This is a genomic window from Ralstonia pickettii, assembly GCF_030582395.1.
In the GTDB taxonomy this organism is placed as follows: domain Bacteria; phylum Pseudomonadota; class Gammaproteobacteria; order Burkholderiales; family Burkholderiaceae; genus Ralstonia; species Ralstonia pickettii_D.
Map to the genome: position 1 here is coordinate 1098391 of NZ_CP104382.1, position 19598 is coordinate 1117988.

Below are 19598 nucleotides of genomic sequence, written 5' to 3' on the forward strand. Positions count from 1 at the left end.
AACGCCCAGCCGGTCAACAGACCGGTTGGCGCAGCACTAGCAACTCAAGGGGATGGTTTCCGGCGAAAGCCGGAGATCAGGCGCGTGCGGGCGGGCGCAGCATGGGGGCCGGCGTGGGGCCAGCCTGGAACGGAGGAAGCGAAACACGGACACGCGCGACACGCAAGCCGGGCGTCAACACCATGGGCGGCGGCGGCAGCCAGAGTTCTGGCGCGTCGCTGGGGTGATCGGGGGCGGCGGCGCTGGTGGTGGGCGCATCGGGCGCATCGGGAGCGTTCGCAACCCAGTGTTCGACGCTGAAGCACTGGCCGGGCTGCTTGACCGTCTTGCCAAGCGCGACCTTGATGGCACGCTCAAAACCCTTGCTGGGCTTAGCAGCGGGCAGCGCTTCACCCGGCACGTCGTCAACCACGGCTTCGATGGCTTCAAGCGCGTCGTCCGCAGCCTGGCCATCGGGAAAATGGGTGGCCGAAAACACCGACACCGTAAACAACAGACACCAAATCGTGACGATCCACCGTACGCCGCGCGCACGCGACAGCACGCCCCGCGCGGTGGCGCGAGACAACGTCGGCAAGGCGGAGGAAAGATTCGTCACAAACATGGGCTCCGAATACTATCGGAAAAATGCTGCATCTACACACAACGTCGGGCAGATCGCGCGGATATCAATCGGAATCGACCTGACTTTTGCGAATCCGTTCCATTTCAGGCCAATGCGCACGCACCCAATCGTCCAGGCCGACGAGCGTGCGGTTAAGCGATTCACCGAGCGGGCTAAGACGATATTCGACGTGCGGCGGGACGCTGTCGTAGATGGTGCGCAGGATGAGGCCGTTGGCTTCCAGCTCACGCAGCGTCTGCGTGAGCATTTTTTGCGAGATGCCGTCGCCCACGCGGCGCAGGAGTTCGTTGTTGCGCACGGGGCCGTTTTCCAGCGCGGGGAAGATGCGCAGCGCCCACTTGCCGGCAACCAGTTCGAGCGCGCGCGTGGACGGGCAGGCGTCCACGGTGCCTTCAGCCACACTTTCCGGCGTGGACGAAGAGGACGGGGCCATGTTGTCGGCCATGGGGGCCTCCGGAACACGATTGGGATACGCGACCGTACCGCCAATCGTCCAGCCCTGCAATGCAGCCTGTCAGTCGAGCTGGCCCTGGCAGACATTCGTGGTGCGGAGGTAGTCGTCCACGCAAGAGCGCATACCTTGTCCGCGTGAACGATCCAGTCGATGAAGATCAGTGAGCAGCAACATGCTCGGCAATCGCCTCGCCTACCTGCGTGGTATTGGCGGCGCCGCCCAGGTCAGGCGTGCGCGGGCCGTCTTTGAGCACGGCTTCGATGGCCGCGACGATGGCGTCGTGCGCCGCACGCCCCGCGCCCTGCCCTTGCGTGAGGAAGTCCAGCATCAGCGCGCCCGACCAGATCATCGCGATCGGGTTGGCGATGTTCTTGCCGTAGATGTCAGGCGCGGAGCCATGCACCGGTTCAAACAACGACGGGAACGTGCGATCGGGGTTCAGGTTGGCGGAAGGGGCCAGGCCGATCGTGCCGGTGGTGGCGGGGCCAAGATCGGACAGGATGTCGCCAAACAGGTTGGTGGCGGCCACCACATCGAAGCGATCCGGCTGCAGCACGAAGCGCGCGGTTAGGATGTCGATGTGCTGCTTGTCGAGCGTGACATCGGGGTAGCTTTGTGCGACTTCCTCAGCGCGCTTGTCCCACCACGGCATGCTGATGGCGATGCCGTTGCTCTTGGTGGCGAGCGTCACGTGCTTGCGCGGGCGGCTTTGTGCAAGGTCGAACGCGAACTTGAGCAGCCGCTGTGCACCCTTGCGCGAGTAGACCGATTCCTGGATCACGATCTCGCGGTCGGTGCCTTCGTACATGATGCCGCCGAGCGACGTGTATTCGCCTTCGGTGTTCTCGCGCACGACGTAGTAATCAATGTCGCCGGGCTTGCGATTGGCGAGCGGGCACGGCACGCCCTCAAACAATCGCACGGGGCGCAGGTTGATGTATTGATCGAACTCCCGGCGGAACTTGAGCAGCGAACCCCACAGCGAAACGTGATCGGGCACCGTGGCGGGCCAGCCGACCGCGCCAAAGAAAATCGCGTCCATGCCCTTGAGCTGCGCCTTCCAGTCGTCGGGCATCATCTGGCCATGCTGCTGGTAGTAGTCGCAGCTGGCCCAATCGATGGGGTGGCACTCAAGCTGCACGCCAAAGCGCTTGGCCGCTGCCTGGATGACGCGCAGGCCTTCTGGCATGACCTCCTTGCCGATGCCGTCTCCTGGAATGATCGCGATGCGGAATGCGGGAATCATGTCGTTCCTTTTGCTTCTCTGTTAGATGGAGACCGCCGCGGAATGGGCCACCGTGCGGTCCCGCTCGTCAAGCCAGGCCGGGCGCAGTTCGGGCACCGAGTTGGCAATTTGCACGCAGTATGGATGATGCGGGCCACCACGACCAAAATCGGACGCGCATACCCACGCGGCCCATGGTGGTTACCTCCAGGTGCGTACTTGTTGCCACGCCGCACCGTCCTTACTCTGCGTGCATCGCAATGTATCCGCTTGCCGGCCCGGCAGCGGACACCTCGGAGGTTCCATGCTTCAAACCGCTTGGCTCTGGCTGCTGGCAGCCGGGGCTGTGGAGATCGCCATGGCGGTCTCCCTCAAGTTTGCGCAGGGGTGGACGCGCCCGATCCCCAGCGTGCTCGGCATCGTAACGGCGCTTGCGAGCGTCTTCCTGCTCACGCATGCCATGCGCGGCCTGCCTGCCGGCACGGCCTACGCCATCTGGACGGGTATCGGTTCAGTGGGCGTGACGGTGCTGGGCATCGTGCTCTTTGGCGAGAGCATGCAGCCCGCGCGCCTGGCCTGCATCGGGCTGGTGATTGCCGGCACCGTCGGCCTCAACTTCTTCAACGCTGCGTAACACCGCCTCAGGAGCCCAGCATGACCCGCCTGCTTTATATCGAAGCTTCACCCATGAAAACGCTGTCCCACTCCATCGACGTGGCCAAGCAGTTTCTCGACGCGTACCGCACCGCGCACCCCGGCCACGAGATGGACACGATCGACTTGTGGAGCCGGGACATCGACCTGCCCGCGTTCGATGCCGACATGATCGGCGCCAAGTTTGCCGTCTTGCGCACCCAGACAGCCACGCCGCAGCAGCGTGCGCAATGGCAGCGCGCCGTGGCGTTAGCGCAGCGGTTCAACGCGGCCGACCATTACCTCTTTTCCGTACCGATGTGGAATTTCGGGGTGCCGTATCGGCTCAAGCACTTCATTGATGTGGTGACGTTGCCGGGGCAGAACTGGAACTGGTCGCCCGCCACGGGCTATCAGGCGCTGCTCTCGGGCAAGAAGGCAGCGCTTATCTACGCCAGCGCCGGGGCGTACGCCGCACACACCGAGGGTGCCAGCGAATCGCCGGACGATTTCCAGAAGCCCTATCTGCGCCGCTGGCTGCGTTTTCTCGGCATTGAAGATGTGACGGAGATCAGCGCCGCGCCCACGCTCACCGCGCCCGATCTGCTCGCGGCGACCAAGGCCGATGCCAAAGCGCGAGCGGCGGCGTTGGGCGCAGCCTTCTGAAATGCACGTCTGCCGACGGGGTTGACCGCGAGCCAAAGTGTATCTAACATGGTTACACTTTTGTACGTGACTCCATGTCTACCAGCAGCCGCTTCGCCGTCGCCGTGCACATCCTGACCCTGCTTGCCAGTGCGGAGGGGCCGGTGCCGTCTTCGCTCATTGCTGGCAGCGTGGGTACCAACCCGGCGCTGATCCGGCGTCTGGTGGCGCAATTGGCGGATGCCGGTTTTGTGACCTCGCAGATGGGCGCAACCGGCGGCGCCACGCTGGCGCGGCCGGCAGACCGAATCACGTTGCTCGACGTCTTTCGTGTGGTGGAAGCTCCGATGCTGATTGCGCTGCCGCCCAACGCGCCCAACCCGGCGTGCGAGGTCGGTCGTGAGATCACCGGCGTGCTCGAACGCGTGACGGAACGCGCGCAGGCCGCGCTGGAAGCCGAGCTGGCTGCGCAAACCATCGCCAGCATCCTCAGCGAGGTGGGGCACGCGCAACGCCGCCGCCGTCGGGCCTAGCGGGGCCGCATGTCGGCCTCTTTTTTTTATCCCTATATGTAACTGCATTAATTACATATAGCGTTTCAACCACCCAGACCAACCACAAGGAATTGACCATGAAGATCGCAATCATCGGCGCCACGGGGCGCGTGGGCACCCGCCTGATCGACGAAGCGCTGCGCCGCGGCCATCAGGTGACGGCCATTGCGCGCACCGCCTCGAAGCTGCCAGCGCGCGCTGGCCTGACGACCAAGGATGTCGACGTGGCCGACGAGGCGGGGCTCGTGGCAGCGCTTGCCGGCAACGATGTGGTCTACAGCACCGTGCGTTTCCTGCAGGCAAATGCCGACCAGATTGTTGGCGCGGTGAAGAAGGCCGCCGTGCCGCGCCTGCTGGTCGTGGGTGGTGCCGGCAGCCTGGAAGTGGCTCCGGGCGTGGCGTTGATCGACACGCCGCAGTTTCCTAAGGAGTACTTTGAAGAAGCATCGGCCGGCCGCGATTTCCTCAACGCGCTGCGCAAGGAAACCGAGTTGAACTGGACGTTCGTGTCGCCGTCGGCCATCTTCGAACCGGGCGAGCGCACGGGGCGCTTCCGCGTCGGCAAGGATTCACTGCTGGTGGATGCGAACGGCAAGCCCTGGATTTCGATGGAAGACTACGCCATCGCCTTCCTCGACGAAACGGAAAAGCCGGCACACCCGCGCCAGCGTTTCACGGTCGGTTACTGATCAGCGGCGGATGGGGGCACGGGGGTGCGCGCCAATCAATGACCGCGCGTGTCGGCCATGCCCGGCGGCGCATCATCGGGCTCGATCGGCTCGGGCGCGGATTCGAGCGCCGGCAGGCGGATCACGATCGCGCACCCTCTGCCTTCGGCATGGGCCAGGCCGTCTTCGATGGCCACCGAGCCATTCCCCAATTCAACGATGCGGCGCACGATCGCCAGGCCCAGGCCGCTGCCTTGCGACTGACTGGTGCGCGGGCGGTAGAACCGCTCGAATACGCGATCGCGCTCGTCGGGCGGGATACCGGGGCCGGAATCTTCAATGCGCAGTTCGACCATGGGCACGCCCGCCTGCTCGATGCGGTTGACGGCCACGCGCACCTCGCCGCCATTGGGTGTTTCGCGCACGGCGTTGTCGAGCACGTTTTCGACCAGCGTCGCGGCGTCTTCATGCGACACCGATACCCACGCCTGGTTGGCGCCGTCATACGACAGCGTGATGTTGCGACGCTCGGCGCGCGAGGCTTGCTGAATCACGCCGCTGCGCGCACAGCCGGCCAGGTCGGAGAGCGCACCCTGCGCGAGCTGCGCCTCCACCCGGCGCGCATCCAGCCGGGCAATGGCGAGCAGCTTGGCGAGCGACTGCGTCGCGCGTGAAATCCCGCGATCGAACTCGCGCAGGGCGGTGGAACGGTCGTCTTCGCTGTCGGAATGCGACACGACATATGCCTGCGCCTGAATGGCGGCCAGCGGCGTGCGCAGTTCGTGCGCGGCATCGGCGAAGAAACGGCGGTCCGCCTCGATACCGCGACGCACGCGCGCGAACAGGCCGTTCAGGGCTTCGACCAGCGGTTTCAACTCGGCGTGTTCGACGCTCTGCACGGGGTCAAGATCGGCGGAGTCGCGCGCTTCCACCTGGCGCGTGAGCGTACGCAGCGGCTTGAGGCCCTGATGCGCCGCCCAACCAACCATCACCATCAGGGCGCTCGCCAGGATGGCCAGCGCCACCGCCACTTCCTGGAAAAGATCGCGAATGGCGCGTTCGTAGGCGGCCAGGGGCTGCGCGACGGTGGCCGATATCTTGCCGTCAACGCTGTCGACCGTGTAGCTGCGCCACGGCTTGCCCTCGAGCATGATCTCGACCACGGTGTCGTGCGCCTTTCCGCACGGCATGGTGGGCGCACCGGGGAAGGCGGTGATGACGTTGCCGGCGCGATCGCACAGCACGTAGCGGAATTCGCCAGGCAGGATGTTGGGCAGCGAGAGGCCCAGCTTGATGTCGGTAAGGCGGCGCAGGAATTCTTCGCGGCGCGGCACGTCATCCATGTTGAGCGTGGTGAGGTCCGCATAGGCCTGCGCCGACATGCGCAGATCGCTCACCACCTGGCGGCTGTTGGTGCGCGAGATTTCCAGATGCGCGATGACGAGCTGCACCAGCAGCATCAACACCAGCGCGAGCAGGATCAGCACATACAGGCGGAACGACAGCGAGCGAACCCGCAGGATGGCTGGAACCGCCAGCTTCATTGGCCCGCCCCGCGGTTGCCACCGATCATGTAGCCGACACCGCGAATGGTCTGGATGGTTTCGTTGCCGAGCTTTCTGCGCAGGTGGTGGATGACGACCTCCAGCGCGTTGGCGCTCACGCTGTCGCCCTCACGATAGAGCGCATCCATGAGCGTCTCGCGCGGTACCCAGCGGTGGGCGCGGCGCACAAGTTCGAGCAGCAGCTGGTATTCGCGCGGCGTGAGTTCAATGACCTGCCCCTCTTGTGTCACGCGCTTCTGCGAGGGTTCCACCACCAGGTTGCCGACGTTCCACTGATTGGTGCTCTGTCCCGCATGGCGGCGCAGCACGGCGCGCAGACGGGCGATGAGTTCGTCCACCGGGAACGGCTTGACGAGAAAATCGTCCGCGCCGGAATCCAGGCCCTTGAGCCGTTCCGACAGCGCGTCGCGCGCGCTGGCGATGATCACGGGCACGTCGCTGTGCGCGGCACGCAGTTCTTCCAGGAACGTATGGCCTTCACCATCGGGCAACCCGAGATCCAGCACGATGGCTTCGAACGTGTTGGTGGTGATCCATTTCTGCGCGTCGACAAGGCGGCGCACCCAGGTCGCGTTGTAGCCGGCCTGACGCAGCGCGCGGGCCAGCGCCGTGCCCAACGGCAAATCGTCTTCGATGAGGAGGATGGCGTTCATGCGCGGGAATCTCGGCGGCGGTAATGACGGTAAACGGACAACCGGCACCTGGGAAACAGGCGCCGGCGAAGGTCGAAATCTACCGCAACGGACTGAGCTTTACCTTAAATGTGTGGAGACACGTGACGAAGAAGTCGCCCCGTGAACCCAGACTGGGCGCAGTCGCGGGCGCGCAGCGTGGTGTTTAGCTATCATTCCGGAATTCCGATTGCATTTTTCTTCAGCAACCGCGCATGTTCCGTCTGCCCACGACCGCCACCGCACCGTTCTGCCCGTCCGAGGTGCGCGGCACCGTTGCCGTCCCGCCCGGCCTGCCCCTGTGGAAAAAGCTGCTGCGCTTTGCGGGGCCGGGGCTGCTGGTGTCGGTCGGTTACATGGACCCCGGCAACTGGGCAACCGACATTGAAGCCGGTTCACGTTATGGCTATGCGCTCCTGTTCGTTGTGGTGCTCTCCAGTCTGGCGGCGATGGTGCTGCAGTGTCTGTCGGCGCGGCTTGGCATCGTCACGGGCATGGATCTGGCGCGTGCGTCGCGCAATCGCTATCAACCCGGCGCGTTGCGCGTGCAGTGGCTGTTGGCAGAGCTGTCTATCATCGCGTGCGACTTGGCCGAGGTGCTGGGCTGCGCGCTGGCCTTCCACTTGCTGCTGGGCGTGCCGATCCTTTGGGGCGTGGCGCTCACCGCGCTGGACACGCTGATCGTGCTGGGCCTGAAGGGCAAGAACTTCCGCCAGTTGGAAGCCATCGTGCTGGGGCTGATTCTGACGATCGGGCTGTGCTACTTCGTTGAACTCGTGCTCATCAAGCCGCACTGGCCCTCGGTGGCCGCAGGGCTGATGCCGTCGTGGCAGGCCGTGAGCCAGCGCGAGCCGCTGTATCTGGCCATCGGCATCCTGGGCGCGACGGTGATGCCGCACAACCTGTACCTGCATTCGTCCATCGTGCAGACCCGCATGACGGCCAACACCGAAGCCGCCAAGCGCGAGGCCATCAGTTTGTCGCGGCTTGACACGATCGTGTCGCTGGGGCTGGCGCTGCTGGTGAACGGCGCGATCCTGATCCTGGCGGCAGCGGCGTTCAACGCGCACGGCCATCAGAACGTGGCCGACATCCAGGATGCCTATCGCCTGCTGGAGCCCATCGTCGGAACGGCGCTGGCGGGGTTGCTGTTCGGTATCGCGTTGCTGGCGGCGGGGCAAAGCTCGACCTTTACCGGCACCATCGCGGGGCAGATCCTCATGGAGGGCTTCCTCGATTTGCGCATTCCCTGCTGGCAGCGGCGGTTGATCACGCGGGCCCTGGCGTTGATTCCCGCGTTCATCGGCGTAGCAATGCTGGGCGACCACGCCATCGGCAAGCTTCTGGTCATCAGCCAGGTGGTGCTCGGCCTGCAGTTGCCATTTGCGATGTTTCCGCTGATCCGCATGACGGGCGATCGCACCCTGATGGGCGTCTTTGCTAACAGCCGATTCACGTCGTGGCTGGCATGGGGCCTGTTCGTCGTCATCGGCGTCGCCAATGTGTGGCTGGTATGGCAGGTACTGGCGGGCTGATACGCCCATTGCGGGATTTCCCCCACTAAAAATCCGCGCACGGCGCCGCCTGCCGCCATTAGAATGCGCGCTTTGTTGCGCAATCCGGCCACGCCCGCGCCCGCATCATCCCGTCGCGTCAGCAGGCCTCCCTTGTCCTGCCTTGAGCGCGAACCTGCCTACCGCTTCCGACCTGCCCGACGCCCGCACGCCCTCGCTCGACTATCAGGCGCGCCATTTCGTGCCGATGATCCTCGCGCTGAGCAAATGCGGCGTGCTCGGTTACGCCTTCGCGGTCATGCTGGGCTGGTCGGTCGGGCTGCTGCATCGGCCCGAACCGCTACTCGCGCTGCTCCTGGTTCTGGTGGCGATCGTGGTGACAGCCCAGCGCTATCGGCATACCGGCATGTGGGGCGTGCTGGCGCTCACTCACCTGCTGGCGGAGGAAGTGGCGATCATCGCGTTCGGCCATCAGGCAGGTCTGCAATGGGTGCTGCCGGCGTTCTACCTGATGCCGCTTGCCACCAGCCCCGCGTGGCTCACACGGCGCGATTTCTGCATTGCCATGGCGCTCTGCACGGCCGGGCCCGTCGTTGCGCTGCTCATCGCGCCGGAACCGGCCGCGGCAATCCACCACGGCTGGCTGGGGCTGGTGCTCTATCTGCCCATCTGCATTGCCGCGGCCGCCGTCATTCACCACTACCTGCTGCGCGCCATGGCCCGGCACTTTGCGGCCGAACGCAGCCTGGCCGATCGCGCCAACACCGACCACCTGACCGGCATGCTGGCGCGCCAGCGCTTCTTTGAGCTGGGCAGCTTTGCGGTCGAGCGCGCACAACATCACGCCGAGCCGCTGTGCGCCCTGTACCTAGACGTCGATCACTTCAAGTCGATCAACGATACGTGGGGACACGCCGCCGGCGATGAGGCACTCGTCGCGCTGTCCGATGCGCTGGCGGGCGTGCTGCGCCCGGCCGATCTGTTTGGCCGTCTGGGCGGCGACGAATTTGCCGTGCTGCTGCCCGGTTGCGGCCTGACGGGTGCGCTCGCCGTGGTCGAACGGCTCAAGACGGCGGTGGCGGGCACGCAAACGCCCGCGGGGCCGCTGACAGTGAGCGTGGGCGCGGCACCGCTGCGACCCGGGCAAGACCTGGCACGCCTGCTGGCCAATGCCGATCTCGGACTGATGGAGGCCAAGCGTCAGGGCCGCAACCGCGTGTGCGTGCCGACCGACGCTGAGCCGGAGGCAACGCTGCGGCCGTAACGCAGGCACGCTTTGTGCGGCGCAGCATCCGTGTTTTCTGCACGGAGATGCCAATGGAGTGGCTCAACGCCCACACCTTCCTGCGCGTGCCGGCCCGCGACTGGGCAGCCGCCGCACTGACTGCGATCGCCGCATATGCGGTGCTGTCCAGCGTATTGCACCTGATCTGCAACCGGTTTGACGCGCGTGCGCGCCGGACCGGCTATCGCTTCGACATTCTCGTCACCGCGGTGCTGCGGGATACGCACCCGCTGTTCATCGCGCTGGCCGCGTTGCTTGCTGGTTCGTACTTCATCGATCTGCCCACGCGCATTGCCAACAAGCTCGACCACATTTGGTTCGTCATCATCGGCTTCCAGATTGCCCTGTGGCTCAACCGCGGCGTGAAGCTGTGGGCGCGCGATCGGCTGTCGACCCAGACTCACGCCACGCGTAACCCGGTGATCACGTCGATGACCGCGTGGGTGCTGCGGTTTGCGCTGTGGTCGATGCTGCTGCTGGCCATCCTGGCCAACGTGGGCGTGAACATCACGGCCTTCGTCGCCAGCCTGGGTGTGGGCGGCGTGGCGGTGGCGCTGGCGGTGCAGAGCATCCTGAGCGACCTGTTTGCCTCCCTTGCCATCGGGCTGGACAAGCCGTTCGAGATCGGAGACTTCATCGTCTTCGAATCGATCGCCGGCACGGTGCAGCACGTGGGCCTCAAGACCACGCGTATCCGCAGCCTGTCGGGCGAAGAGATCGTCGCATCCAACACGGCGCTGCTCAAAAGCACGATTCACAATTACAAACGGATGTCGGAACGACGCATCGTCTTCACCTTTGGGGTGACCTATGATGCGCGCGCCGCGCAACTGAAGAAGATTCCGGACATCGTGCGCCGTGCGGTGGAAGCCGCCGGCAACACGCGCTTCGATCGTGCGCACTTCAAGGAGTTTGGCGAGAACGCGCTGAACTTCGAGGTCGTGTATTTCGTGACCGATCCGGACTTCAATCTGTACATGGATATCCAGCAACGCATCAACCTGACAATCCTGGAGGGGCTGGAAAACCTCGGCACCTCGTTTGCGCTGCCCACCCGGACGATTCAACTGGTGCGTCGTGACGGCGAGCCCGTTGAACCTGATGATCTCGCAGATCGCAAATCAACGGCCAACGCCCAGCGCGTGGGTGCCCGGGCTAGCGGTTGACCGCTGCGGGCATACCGAGAAACGCCGCATCGAGGCTGCGCCACAGCGGCCTCGAACGCGGCACCATGTCCTGCCGGAAGTACCACCAGAAGTAACCGCCGACAAAGCGCGGATGCATGACCGCGAGGCCGTAGTAGCGCGCCACGAGCGTTGCCTTCCGTGGGGCATGCCGTGTGCCGACCTCCCCAAAACCCAGAGCGGCGTACGGAAACAATTCACCCAGGCGGGCGAACACGGCGTCCCAATCGGGCGGCGCGATCTTGCAGTCGTCTTCATAGAAGCTGATGAACACGTAGTCGAGTCCATCGCGCAGGCGGGGCGGGAGGTTGCGCTGCGTCCAATCGAACATCGCGCGGGATGGCTGCTCGGCGCAGCCCTCGTTGTAGTACAACGTGAGTGCCGTACGGCCGCCACCGGCCTTGATGACCTCGTAGGCGGCCATCGTCTTGTCGACGACGTCGCGTGTGCCGCCGGTCCACTCGCCATTGATTTCGTTGCCGATTTCCCAAACGTCGACATTGCTGCCGAGCGAGTGCAGGTAAGCAGCGGCGCGCTCGCGCAGTTGCGGCGCGGTGTATTGCTTGAGCGTGGATGAATCGGCCAGCTCGCCCATCACGTAAGCCACATCACGGATGGCGGCCACTGGCCCTACGTAATGCGGTGCATCCATGCCTTCATCAAAGACCACGCGCACCGTAGGCGTGCGCGACAGGTGCGACAGTGCGTCGACTACCGCAGGCACGTTGTCGACGGCATCGATGGTCACGCCATACAACGGCGCAGGGCCGGAAGGCATTGCGCCCAACGGCCCTGCAGCTTCGGTGGATGCGCTCAAGACCAGCATGGCTGTGGCCAGTATCGAGCGCATCCGCAGCATGGCCTACTGCGCCGTGCTGGCATCGACCCAGGTAAAGCCGAGCGCGGTGATGCCGTTGATGATGGTTTGGAAATCCGCGTAGCCCGGCGTGCCGACCTCCGGTTCAAGCCAGAACGGGTGGAAGAAGAACGAGGCAAAGCCGTCTCGCACCACCTGCGCATACGTCGCATTGGTCAGGATGTCCTGCGCGGTGTACGAGAGGCACGACGACGGATCGATATTGCAGATGTTGTATTCCACGTTGCCCAGGTTTTCCGGAATGATGCGCTGGTTGTAGTAGTCCTTCTGAATGATGTATGGGAAGAACTGGCCAACCGAGAAATCATGACCCGGCGTCGAGGCATTCAGCGTCTGCGGGTTGTCGGAGGTGTAGTACACCACGCGCTGATAGGTGTTTTTGAAATACTGCGGCACCGCCTTGATGGCTAGCGGAGACGACTGATAGTGCGGTGCCTCCCAGGCGAACGGCGCGTAGCCGTTGAGCTGGAACTCCAGCAACCCCGACGACAACCGCCCTGCTGCCCATTGCGTTGAATCTTCGTTCACGGGCCGGTTCTGCGTAGCGAGCCAGAACTCGAAGTCGTTCGCGCTGACCGCGTTGATGAGGTTCGGGATGTTGCTGTACTGGTGCGTGTAGCCGTGCATCAGGATCTTGCCCCCACGCGACAACGCATAGTTCAGCGCCGACTTGAGCCCCGTTGCATTGACCATGTGGATCGACTGCGCAACGCCGCCGTTGTAGACGCCGTTCGGGTCTTTGTACAGCGGGATGGTGGCAAGCGAGAACGGAATGTTCTTGCTGTACAGGTAGTCCGTGAGGGTGTTGATGGACGTCACCGTGTTGGTGGCGTTGATGTCTTCCAGACGCACCAGCGCACGATGCTGCGTGGGTGCGTTGGTGCCCAGGATGTCATGCAGCATGTCGCACATCACCAAATAGCGATCTCGCGGTCCGATATACGAGAACGGCATGTCGGCGAAGTACCAGAAATTGCCTGAGCGGATCACATACGGAGCCGTCGCCTTGGTCACCGCGTTGGTGATCGTCACCAGGCTCGTCGCCTTGGTGGCATCGGCCACCGCCGTCACCCCGATGTCGGGGTCTGCGGAGATCGCGCCCGTCGAGGCGTTGAAGGCGTAGTACTTCGTCATCGTCTGGTTCTTGTAGGTGATCGTGTCGAAGAAACCAGGATTCGGGGCGCTGGCAGACGGCGCCGCGTTCATGCCCGCCAGGCCGGAGAACGAAATGCCGTAGCGCGAGGTGAACGGATACGCCGAATTCCAGGCAAGCTCCCACAGGTTGTACTTGAACCAGACCACGGTCTTCTGTGTGGTCGTCACATCCGACAGAAACGCCGCCGGTATGGGATTGTTGTAGTAACTCCCCATGTAGAAGATGGCGGTGTACTGCTCGGTCATGCCCGCCGTGTAGTTCTGCACCGGCAGCATGGTGATGGTGGTATTGAAATGCGCGAGCAGGTTGTACAGCATGATCGCGTACGACTTGCCCAGGTTGGTGTACGGATCGTTTGGCGGGGCGTCGTACAACACGAGCATCGGAGCTGGCGCGGTTTGCGCCGACGCGGATCCACCAATGGTCACGCAGATGGGCCCGAGTCCGATCGTGCAGGTGGCGGCCTGGACCTGCGCTGTCAGCGAGACCCCGAGCATGCCGCCCGCAAAGACGAGCGCGCACAGAAACTTTCGTAGCAATGTCTTCATGATGACTCTCCGACTCATGGCAATCATGGGCGATAGAACGAGCCGTCCGCTTGGCGGTAGAGCCCGAGGTTGAAGTTGGGACCACGATCGTGGCCACGGTCTGTGCCTGTCGTCTCGTTTTCCGGCATGCCGGGTCGGACTTCGGTCATGACTGCCGGACGCGGCGGTGGGATGACCCGTCCGTTTTCATCCATGACGCCGTAGCCGTAGGCGCGCGCGCCTCCTGTCACGGGCCTGGGTGTTGCTGCTGCCACCACGGTGGGCTGCATCGGCTGCGCAGCCGTAGCCGTCGCCTTGGAAGACGCGGGCGGCGGGGCTTTCTTGTCTGTGTCGGCGCCGGGGCTGCGCTGGTCTGTCGCGCCGGTCACGATGGCGGGTACGCCGCCATCCCGGGCGCCCGGCGGCGCAACGATCAGCCAACCGGCGACAAGTGCGGAGGCAACCAACACGCCGCCCCCGATTTGCTTCGCTTTCATCAAAGCCTCCTAACCGTTCAGGCGGTGCTGTGTTGACGACCCTTGCGCGGTGGCACGCGCCGCTTCCAGATCGATGATCTCGGCCTCGGTGGCCGGTTTGCGCATGAGTTGCGGCCCCCGCGCTGCCTGCTGCGGCTGCGTGACGAAGGCCTTCTTCAGCGCATCGACAATGCGTCGGCAGGCCTGGCCGTCGCCATACGGGTTATGTGCCTGGGCCATGCGTTCGTATTCGTCGGCGTTGCACAACAGCTTTTCTGCTTCGTCGACGATGCGTTGTGTGTCGGTGCCCACCAGCCGGGCGGTGCCGGAGGCCACGGCTTCGGGACGTTCGGTGGTGTCGCGCGTCACCAGCACCGGTTTTCCCAGCGCAGGTGCCTCTTCCTGAATGCCGCCGGAATCTGTGACGATCAGGTAGGCGCGGTCCATCAGGTAGACGAACGGCAGGTAGTCCTGCGGCGCAATCAGGTGGACGTTGTCGTGACCGGAAAGGATGGCGTTGACCGGCTGCTGCACGTTCGGGTTAAGGTGCACCGGATACACAACCTGCACATCCGGATGCCGCGCCGCCAGCACGCGCAGCGCCACGCAGAAGTTCTCGAACGGCGCCCCAAAATTTTCGCGCCGATGACCTGTCACCAGGATCATGCGGCGGCCGGCTTGCAAGAATGGATAGCGCGCCGCCATCTGTGCCGACAGCGCGGCATCGTCGTCCAGCCGTTGCTTCACGGCCAGCAACGCATCGATGACGGTGTTGCCGGTCAGCGTGACCTGCTCCGGGTCGATGCCCTCGTCCAGCAGGTTCTGGCGCGATTCTGCTGTGGGCGCGAAGTGCCAGGTGGTGACGGAATCGGTGACGCGCCGGTTGAGTTCTTCCGGCCACGGCGACCAGATGTTGCCGGTACGCAAACCCGCTTCCACATGCCCGACAGGAATGCGCCGGTAGAACGCGGCCAGGCTTGCAGCCAGCGTGGTCGTCGTATCGCCGTGGACGAGCACGGCATCGGGCTTGTAGGCATCGAGCACGCCGTCGATGCCGCCCAGCACGTTGGACGTGATATCGGACAGTGTCTGCCCAGGCCGCATCAAGTTAAGGTCAAACTCCGGCACGATGCCGAAGAGCTCCAGCACCTGATCCAGCATCTGCCGGTGCTGCGCGCTCACGCATACCGCCGACGTAAAGCCTGCCTCGGCCTGCAATGCCTGCACCAGCGGCGCCATCTTGATGGCCTCCGGGCGCGTACCGAACACGGTCAATATCTTCCCCATCATCACTGCACTCCCCTGTCGTCTGCTCTGGCGCGCCTGCAAAGCACGACAGGCGCGTGGACGCGCGTGTCGCTTCTGGCGCCGGGCAGACCTCGCTACTGAGCGAAGGCCGTGCCATGCGTCTTGCTTTGCACCACCCTGGCGCCGCAACGCCATCCTGCGGACGTTGCTGCCGTTTCTCTTTGTTACCCGTTTCCCTCGGTCGTCAAAAACGTTTCATCTGCGACACCTCTGATTGGGGTCTGCTTGCATCCGGGCTTGCCTCAGAACCAAAGAATGGCTCTTGCGACCACCCCCTTTGCTCGATCCGCGTGCGTCAACGGCAAGCGGTATTGCACGGTCAAGTCCAGCCAGCTGGCCGGTGCCGCGTAGTGCGACTCGCGAAACCAGTAACGGAAGTTGATGCCTGGGCCGGCACCCAGCGCAAGGTGATGGTCGAGCGCCTTGTTGTCGTGATCGCCGGCCAGCACGATGTGCGGGTAGACCGTGAGCCGATCGCTGATGGAGTTCAGCGGCCACGTGTGCCCGTAGCGCATTTCCGTGCTGATGATCATCCGGCCCTGGTTGAGGAAATAGGCGCCCTCGCCATACACCTGCCAGGTCTGCCAGCGCGGCTTGGTGACCTGCAGGTCGAGCCCCTGGTCGGTCGAGAATCCGATGCGCAGCAGCGTGTCGTTGGTCGTCAGTTGCCCAATGCGGAAGAGGCGCTCGGCCGTGAACACCAGGTTGATGTCTTTGATCGGCTTGTAGCGCGCACCCACAGAGCCCTGCGCAGTCGGCAAGCCGGTGTGGCCATTGCGGTCATACACGTTGTCGTAGCCACGCGCGAAGACTTGGAAGATGCTGCCGTCGCGATAGCCGATGCCCGGCGGCTGCCAATACACCTCCGCGCCCGCTTGGCCCACGCTCACGGTGTTGGGCAGGCCGAACGCCGACGTTTGATATGCGCCTGAAACGACCATGCCGAAGTTGCGCTGCATCTGCTCGACTTCGCGCCGGTAGCCGAAGCGACGGTCTGCTGGAAGGCGGTCGTCGCCATTGCCGCCGCTGTCGCCCTTGGCATCGGCATCGGCGCGGTCGAGACTTTGCCGGAAAAGCCCGATGGCGGTCGGGTTGTCACCCAGGCGCTTTGCTGCGTAGGCGGCATCGGCGTAGTGCGTCCAGTTGCCCTGCCCCGTGGCAAAGCCCCGTTGGAACGCTGCCAGCGCGGCACGGTCGTCACGCGCACGCAGGTGACTGTAGGCGTCGTTCAGCTCGCGCTGGCCGATCACGCGCGGGTCAGTGGCAGATGCGGCGTCGCCCTGCGCTTCGGGCGCCACCGCCTGGGCAAGCAGCGCCTTGGCATAGCGTTGGCGCGCCGGATCGGTCGCATGTTCGGCAGCCAGCGTGGCGGCCTGGGCCGCGCCATTGCGGTCACCGAGTTGCAGACGAGATTGCGCGAGGCGCAGTTGCACGTCGGCATCAGGCTCGTCCTTCATGCCGTCAAGCGCATCGAGGGCAGCCTGTGGGTGCTTGGCGGAATATGCACTGTCCGACCACGCAAGATGCAGGTTGCGCTGCTCCTGCGCGGTCCAGTCGCTGCCTTGCACGGCGCGTGCGAAGTCCCGTTCAGCGACAGCGGGGTCGTTCGCTTTCTGCGCAAGAAAGCCGTGCTGTGCAAACACGCGGGGCTCGTCGGGATACTTCCGCAGCAGCGCATCGGCCTGTGCGCGTGCCGCATCCAACTGGCCTTTGCGCGTCAGCACATCCAACAGCAGCAGGTTCAGTTGCAAGCTGTCTGGCTGCGCAGCCAATGCGGCGCGCGTAGCGGCTTCGGCATCGTCGAGCTTGTTGGCGTCGATGGCGCGGTAGGCGCGGTCGGCTCGAAAGTAGGCGTCGGGCAGCAACGGCGCGGGCGTCTGCGCTGGCGATACCCCGTGACATAGCGCCCACACTGCCGCGGCGATCGGCCAGCGCAGACGGCGCACGGTTAAACGGTTGGTTCTCTCGTGTGTCATGCCACACCTCCCGCAACAGATGGGTTGGGCCGCGGGTCTGGCCCGGGGGGCGGATCCGGCGGCACAGGAATCGGGGGGATGGTGGAAGCCTCGGGTGCGGGCGCCGTGCCGGCTGCAACGCCTGAGCCGGCGCCCGTCATGGATTCAACGGCCAAGATGGCCGAATGCGCCGACGGGCCGAATACGACCGTGGCACGGCGGTTGGGATCGGCCATCTGCGCGAGCTCGGCCGACATCTCGTGGTCGCACGCCATGAAGCAGGCGACCTTGCGGCCCGCCGCACGGGCCAGCTCTTCGAGCACTTCGCCCTGCGGCAACTCCGACACGGCGATGTTGAGCGAGCCGTCTTCGCCAATCGAAAACGGCACCACGTGATGCCGCACGGCGAGGTCACGCGGCAGGCAATCCGCCAGCGCACCGAGCACGACGTTGGTCAGGCTCACACGCGGCAGGTCGACCTGCTCTGCCAGTGCATCGGCCAGCGTGTCCGGCGTGACCAGACCCTGCTCGACCAGCACTTGTCCAAGCCGGCGCCCGGTCTGGCTCTGAATGGCGAGGGCCGCATCCAGCTGCGCCTGCGTGAGGACTTCCCACTTGATCAGCGTTTCGCCCAGTTTGCAGCGCGTGCGGCCCAGCGCGTCGTTCGATAGATAGGTGTGCTGTGTCTTGTCCCAGGCGATGGGCTTGCCGGTCAGGCAGTAGATCAGGAAGATCTTCCACGCACGGCACACCGAGAAAAAGTTGATGAAGTTGTTCACCACAAGCCTTGGCAGGCACAGCACGCCCTGCAGCGGGCCGTTGAGCCGACCGACAAAGTACACGCGCTGCGCCAGCCGGTTAAAGAGCAGCGCCGCGTTGATGGCCAGCAGGTCTTGCATCCAGATGCTGCCGACCACGAACGTGCCATCGGGGATCGTGATCACGCCGTTGAACATCAGCGCGCCCAGCGCCAGATAGTTCAGCGACAGCACATAGGCCAGGATGGAGAACAGTGCCGTGAGCACGCCTTTTCGATCCCGGAAGAACATGTAGCGGGTAATGAGGTTGCCATTCCACCCCATCTGCAGCCAACCCTGGAACGCGATACCGAGCACCCAGCGCGCGCGCTGCCGATACGCCGTGCGGAAGGTACTTGGAAAGTATTCGCGCGTGGCCAACAGTTGCGGACGTGCTCCCTTGCGACGCCCCAGTCGCCAGCGTGTGCGCACCTTGCCCTCAGCGTCTTCAGCGGGTTCTGCGTTCTCGCAGATCGGGAAATGCACGAATGCTTCGCGCATGCCCAGTTCGCGCAGGCGGAAGCTGAAGTCGTAGTCTTCGGTCAGCGTGCTGGTGTTGAACGGTGAATCGCCACGCACCTTCATCACCGCCTCAATCGCACGGCGGCTGTAACAGAGCGCGACGCCGGCTCCGGGCACCGTGCCAGTCAGCGCCTGCCGCGCCACCAGGTCTTTCTGGTGCGTTTCGGAAAAATCATCCATGTACGTGCCGGCCACCCACTCATACCACTTGCGCTCGAGCGAAAGCACCGGCAGTTGCACCAGATCCTGATCGAGGATGAAGTAGTTGAAGTACTTCAGCTCCAGCGGGTGGATCACGTCTTCGCAGTCGTGCATGATCACGCCCGCAAAGCGGATGCCATGCCCGGCCTCATGCCGGATGATGGTCTGGATGATGGTGTTCAGGCAGTCGGCCTTGCACGTCGGGCCATCGTGCGTAACGGCGGCGCGCACCACGCGGCCCGGGTAGCGGCGCACCATGCGTTCGACTTCGGTGGTGGTCTCCGCATCGTTGCGGTACGCGCCGGCAAAGATGATGAAGCGCGTGTATTCCATCGTCGCCAGGGTGTTCTCGACCATCTTGGCGATGACGTCGTACTCCTTCCATGCCGGCACCATGATGGCGAGCCACTGCTCCTCACGTTCGCGTAGCGATTGCGCCGAGATCGTGACGGGCGTGCGGCCACGCTGCGGCCAGAGCCATAGCTCGCGCACCCAATAGAAGGCGTCCAGGAAAAAGTCGTCGGTGGTGCTGATTAAGATGACGAGCGTGGTCGCCACCGTCAACGTGTTGAGCAACGCAAGGTAAAGCTCCCATGGCAGTTCGCTCATGGCCGCTCCCCTGGCCCGGCCCTGCGGGCACGTTGCCCTTGTCCGGCATAACCCCCGCCTTGCGCTGTGGCGCTCATGCTTCCCCCAAGGTCTTTTTTCGACGTGCAACGCAACCGCCAGCGCCGCTGCATCCGGCCCAATCGCCTG

The 19598-nt window shown here is 64.3% G+C and carries 18 protein-coding genes; 7 read left to right on the forward strand and 11 right to left on the reverse strand.

Annotation, left to right across the window (positions count from 1 at the left end):
• Nucleotides 1–76: 76 nt before the first annotated feature.
• The 3 genes from N5B55_RS21640 to N5B55_RS21650 form a co-directional block, all read right to left on the reverse strand.
• Nucleotides 77–604, reverse strand: coding sequence for a hypothetical protein (locus N5B55_RS21640; protein WP_178961265.1), 528 nt, complete (start codon nucleotides 602–604; stop codon nucleotides 77–79).
• A gap of 64 nt (nucleotides 605–668) precedes the next feature.
• Nucleotides 669–1070 carry a winged helix-turn-helix transcriptional regulator gene (locus tag N5B55_RS21645; RefSeq protein WP_304540026.1) on the reverse strand — a complete coding sequence of 134 codons (402 nt, stop codon included), beginning with the start codon at nucleotides 1068–1070 and terminating at the stop codon, nucleotides 669–671.
• Between the two features lie 166 nt (nucleotides 1071–1236).
• Entirely contained in the window at nucleotides 1237–2325 is a 1089-nt protein-coding gene (locus N5B55_RS21650; RefSeq protein WP_304540027.1) for a tartrate dehydrogenase, read from the reverse strand.
• 283 nt (nucleotides 2326–2608) lie between these two features.
• On the opposite strand from N5B55_RS21650, the gene N5B55_RS21655 reads away from it, so the two are divergent.
• The 4 genes from N5B55_RS21655 (at nucleotide 2609) to N5B55_RS21670 (ending at nucleotide 4825) form a co-directional block, all read left to right on the forward strand.
• Nucleotides 2609–2938, forward strand: a complete 330-nt coding sequence (locus tag N5B55_RS21655) for a DMT family transporter (protein WP_024541774.1) — start codon at nucleotides 2609–2611, stop codon at nucleotides 2936–2938.
• 20 nt (nucleotides 2939–2958) lie between these two features.
• On the forward strand, nucleotides 2959–3603 hold the full coding sequence (locus N5B55_RS21660) for an FMN-dependent NADH-azoreductase (RefSeq protein ID WP_178961268.1): 645 nt from the start codon (nucleotides 2959–2961) through the stop codon (nucleotides 3601–3603).
• Nucleotides 3604–3677: 74 nt separating this feature from the next.
• Nucleotides 3678–4115 (forward strand): Rrf2 family transcriptional regulator, encoded by a 438-nt coding sequence (locus N5B55_RS21665; RefSeq protein ID WP_304540028.1) that lies wholly within the window; start codon nucleotides 3678–3680, stop codon nucleotides 4113–4115.
• A 98-nt stretch (nucleotides 4116–4213) separates the two neighbouring features.
• Nucleotides 4214–4825 carry an NAD(P)-dependent oxidoreductase gene (locus N5B55_RS21670; RefSeq protein ID WP_154207547.1) on the forward strand — a complete coding sequence of 204 codons (612 nt, stop codon included), beginning with the start codon at nucleotides 4214–4216 and terminating at the stop codon, nucleotides 4823–4825.
• Nucleotides 4826–4860: 35 nt separating this feature from the next.
• On the opposite strand, the gene N5B55_RS21675 is transcribed toward N5B55_RS21670, so the two are convergent.
• Together N5B55_RS21675 and N5B55_RS21680 are read right to left on the reverse strand one after the other, a co-directional pair.
• The gene (locus tag N5B55_RS21675; RefSeq protein WP_065855693.1) at nucleotides 4861–6348 is read right to left on the reverse strand and encodes an ATP-binding protein; all 1488 of its coding nucleotides are present in this window, start codon (nucleotides 6346–6348) and stop codon (nucleotides 4861–4863) included.
• A complete protein-coding gene (locus N5B55_RS21680) occupies nucleotides 6345–7022 on the reverse strand; it encodes a response regulator (protein WP_009239921.1) in 678 nt (225 codons plus the stop codon). Before N5B55_RS21680 ends, N5B55_RS21675 begins: the two co-directional genes overlap by 4 nt.
• A 233-nt stretch (nucleotides 7023–7255) precedes the next feature.
• Here N5B55_RS21680 and N5B55_RS21685 point away from each other — a divergent pair, with 233 nt between their 5' ends.
• From N5B55_RS21685 to N5B55_RS21695, 3 genes are all read left to right on the forward strand, one after another.
• Nucleotides 7256–8575, forward strand: coding sequence for an Nramp family divalent metal transporter (locus N5B55_RS21685; RefSeq protein WP_304540029.1), 1320 nt, complete (start codon nucleotides 7256–7258; stop codon nucleotides 8573–8575).
• A 142-nt stretch (nucleotides 8576–8717) separates the two neighbouring features.
• On the forward strand, nucleotides 8718–9818 hold the full coding sequence (locus N5B55_RS21690; RefSeq protein WP_304540030.1) for a GGDEF domain-containing protein: 1101 nt from the start codon (nucleotides 8718–8720) through the stop codon (nucleotides 9816–9818).
• A gap of 53 nt (nucleotides 9819–9871) precedes the next feature.
• Complete coding sequence (locus tag N5B55_RS21695) at nucleotides 9872–11005, forward strand: mechanosensitive ion channel family protein (protein ID WP_065855696.1); 1134 nt, start codon at nucleotides 9872–9874, stop codon at nucleotides 11003–11005.
• Here the strand turns inward: N5B55_RS21695 and N5B55_RS21700 are convergent.
• The 6 genes from N5B55_RS21700 to N5B55_RS21725 form a co-directional block, all read right to left on the reverse strand.
• Nucleotides 10995–11882, reverse strand: coding sequence for a hypothetical protein (locus N5B55_RS21700; RefSeq protein ID WP_304540031.1), 888 nt, complete (start codon nucleotides 11880–11882; stop codon nucleotides 10995–10997). The genes N5B55_RS21695 and N5B55_RS21700 overlap by 11 nt on opposite strands.
• 3 nt (nucleotides 11883–11885) lie before the next feature.
• On the reverse strand, nucleotides 11886–13604 hold the full coding sequence (locus tag N5B55_RS21705) for a DUF2334 domain-containing protein (RefSeq protein WP_065855700.1): 1719 nt from the start codon (nucleotides 13602–13604) through the stop codon (nucleotides 11886–11888).
• 23 nt (nucleotides 13605–13627) lie between these two features.
• Nucleotides 13628–14080, reverse strand: a complete 453-nt coding sequence (locus N5B55_RS21710) for a hypothetical protein (RefSeq protein WP_304540032.1) — start codon at nucleotides 14078–14080, stop codon at nucleotides 13628–13630.
• A 9-nt stretch (nucleotides 14081–14089) separates the two neighbouring features.
• Nucleotides 14090–15349 carry a non-hydrolyzing UDP-N-acetylglucosamine 2-epimerase gene (wecB, locus tag N5B55_RS21715; protein ID WP_065855704.1) on the reverse strand — a complete coding sequence of 420 codons (1260 nt, stop codon included), beginning with the start codon at nucleotides 15347–15349 and terminating at the stop codon, nucleotides 14090–14092.
• 260 nt (nucleotides 15350–15609) lie between these two features.
• Entirely contained in the window at nucleotides 15610–17343 is a 1734-nt protein-coding gene (locus N5B55_RS21720; protein WP_304540033.1) for a bacteriophage N4 adsorption protein A, read from the reverse strand.
• Nucleotides 17340–19451: a glycosyl transferase family protein gene (locus N5B55_RS21725; RefSeq protein WP_304540034.1), complete on the reverse strand. Its 2112-nt coding sequence runs from the start codon at nucleotides 19449–19451 to the stop codon at nucleotides 17340–17342. Before N5B55_RS21725 ends, N5B55_RS21720 begins: the two co-directional genes overlap by 4 nt.
• Nucleotides 19452–19598: the final 147 nt, after the last annotated feature.

Excerpts from the sequence above, each read along its gene's own strand:
- N5B55_RS21640 (WP_178961265.1), bottom strand. The coding sequence starts at position 604 with ATGTTTGTGACGAATCTTTCCTCCGCCTTGCCGACGTTGTCTCGCGCC.
- N5B55_RS21645 (WP_304540026.1), bottom strand. The coding sequence starts at position 1,070 with ATGGCCGACAACATGGCCCCGTCCTCTTCGTCCACGCCGGAAAGTGTG.
- N5B55_RS21650 (WP_304540027.1), bottom strand. The coding sequence starts at position 2,325 with ATGATTCCCGCATTCCGCATCGCGATCATTCCAGGAGACGGCATCGGC.
- N5B55_RS21655 (WP_024541774.1), top strand. The coding sequence starts at position 2,609 with ATGCTTCAAACCGCTTGGCTCTGGCTGCTGGCAGCCGGGGCTGTGGAG.
- N5B55_RS21660 (WP_178961268.1), top strand. The coding sequence starts at position 2,959 with ATGACCCGCCTGCTTTATATCGAAGCTTCACCCATGAAAACGCTGTCC.
- N5B55_RS21665 (WP_304540028.1), top strand. The coding sequence starts at position 3,678 with ATGTCTACCAGCAGCCGCTTCGCCGTCGCCGTGCACATCCTGACCCTG.
- N5B55_RS21670 (WP_154207547.1), top strand. The coding sequence starts at position 4,214 with ATGAAGATCGCAATCATCGGCGCCACGGGGCGCGTGGGCACCCGCCTG.
- N5B55_RS21675 (WP_065855693.1), bottom strand. The coding sequence starts at position 6,348 with ATGAAGCTGGCGGTTCCAGCCATCCTGCGGGTTCGCTCGCTGTCGTTC.
- N5B55_RS21680 (WP_009239921.1), bottom strand. The coding sequence starts at position 7,022 with ATGAACGCCATCCTCCTCATCGAAGACGATTTGCCGTTGGGCACGGCG.
- N5B55_RS21685 (WP_304540029.1), top strand. The coding sequence starts at position 7,256 with ATGTTCCGTCTGCCCACGACCGCCACCGCACCGTTCTGCCCGTCCGAG.
- N5B55_RS21695 (WP_065855696.1), top strand. The coding sequence starts at position 9,872 with ATGGAGTGGCTCAACGCCCACACCTTCCTGCGCGTGCCGGCCCGCGAC.
- N5B55_RS21700 (WP_304540031.1), bottom strand. The coding sequence starts at position 11,882 with ATGCTGCGGATGCGCTCGATACTGGCCACAGCCATGCTGGTCTTGAGC.
- N5B55_RS21705 (WP_065855700.1), bottom strand. The coding sequence starts at position 13,604 with ATGAAGACATTGCTACGAAAGTTTCTGTGCGCGCTCGTCTTTGCGGGC.
- N5B55_RS21710 (WP_304540032.1), bottom strand. The coding sequence starts at position 14,080 with ATGAAAGCGAAGCAAATCGGGGGCGGCGTGTTGGTTGCCTCCGCACTT.
- wecB (WP_065855704.1), bottom strand. The coding sequence starts at position 15,349 with ATGATGGGGAAGATATTGACCGTGTTCGGTACGCGCCCGGAGGCCATC.
- N5B55_RS21720 (WP_304540033.1), bottom strand. The coding sequence starts at position 17,343 with ATGACACACGAGAGAACCAACCGTTTAACCGTGCGCCGTCTGCGCTGG.
- N5B55_RS21725 (WP_304540034.1), bottom strand. The coding sequence starts at position 19,451 with ATGAGCGAACTGCCATGGGAGCTTTACCTTGCGTTGCTCAACACGTTG.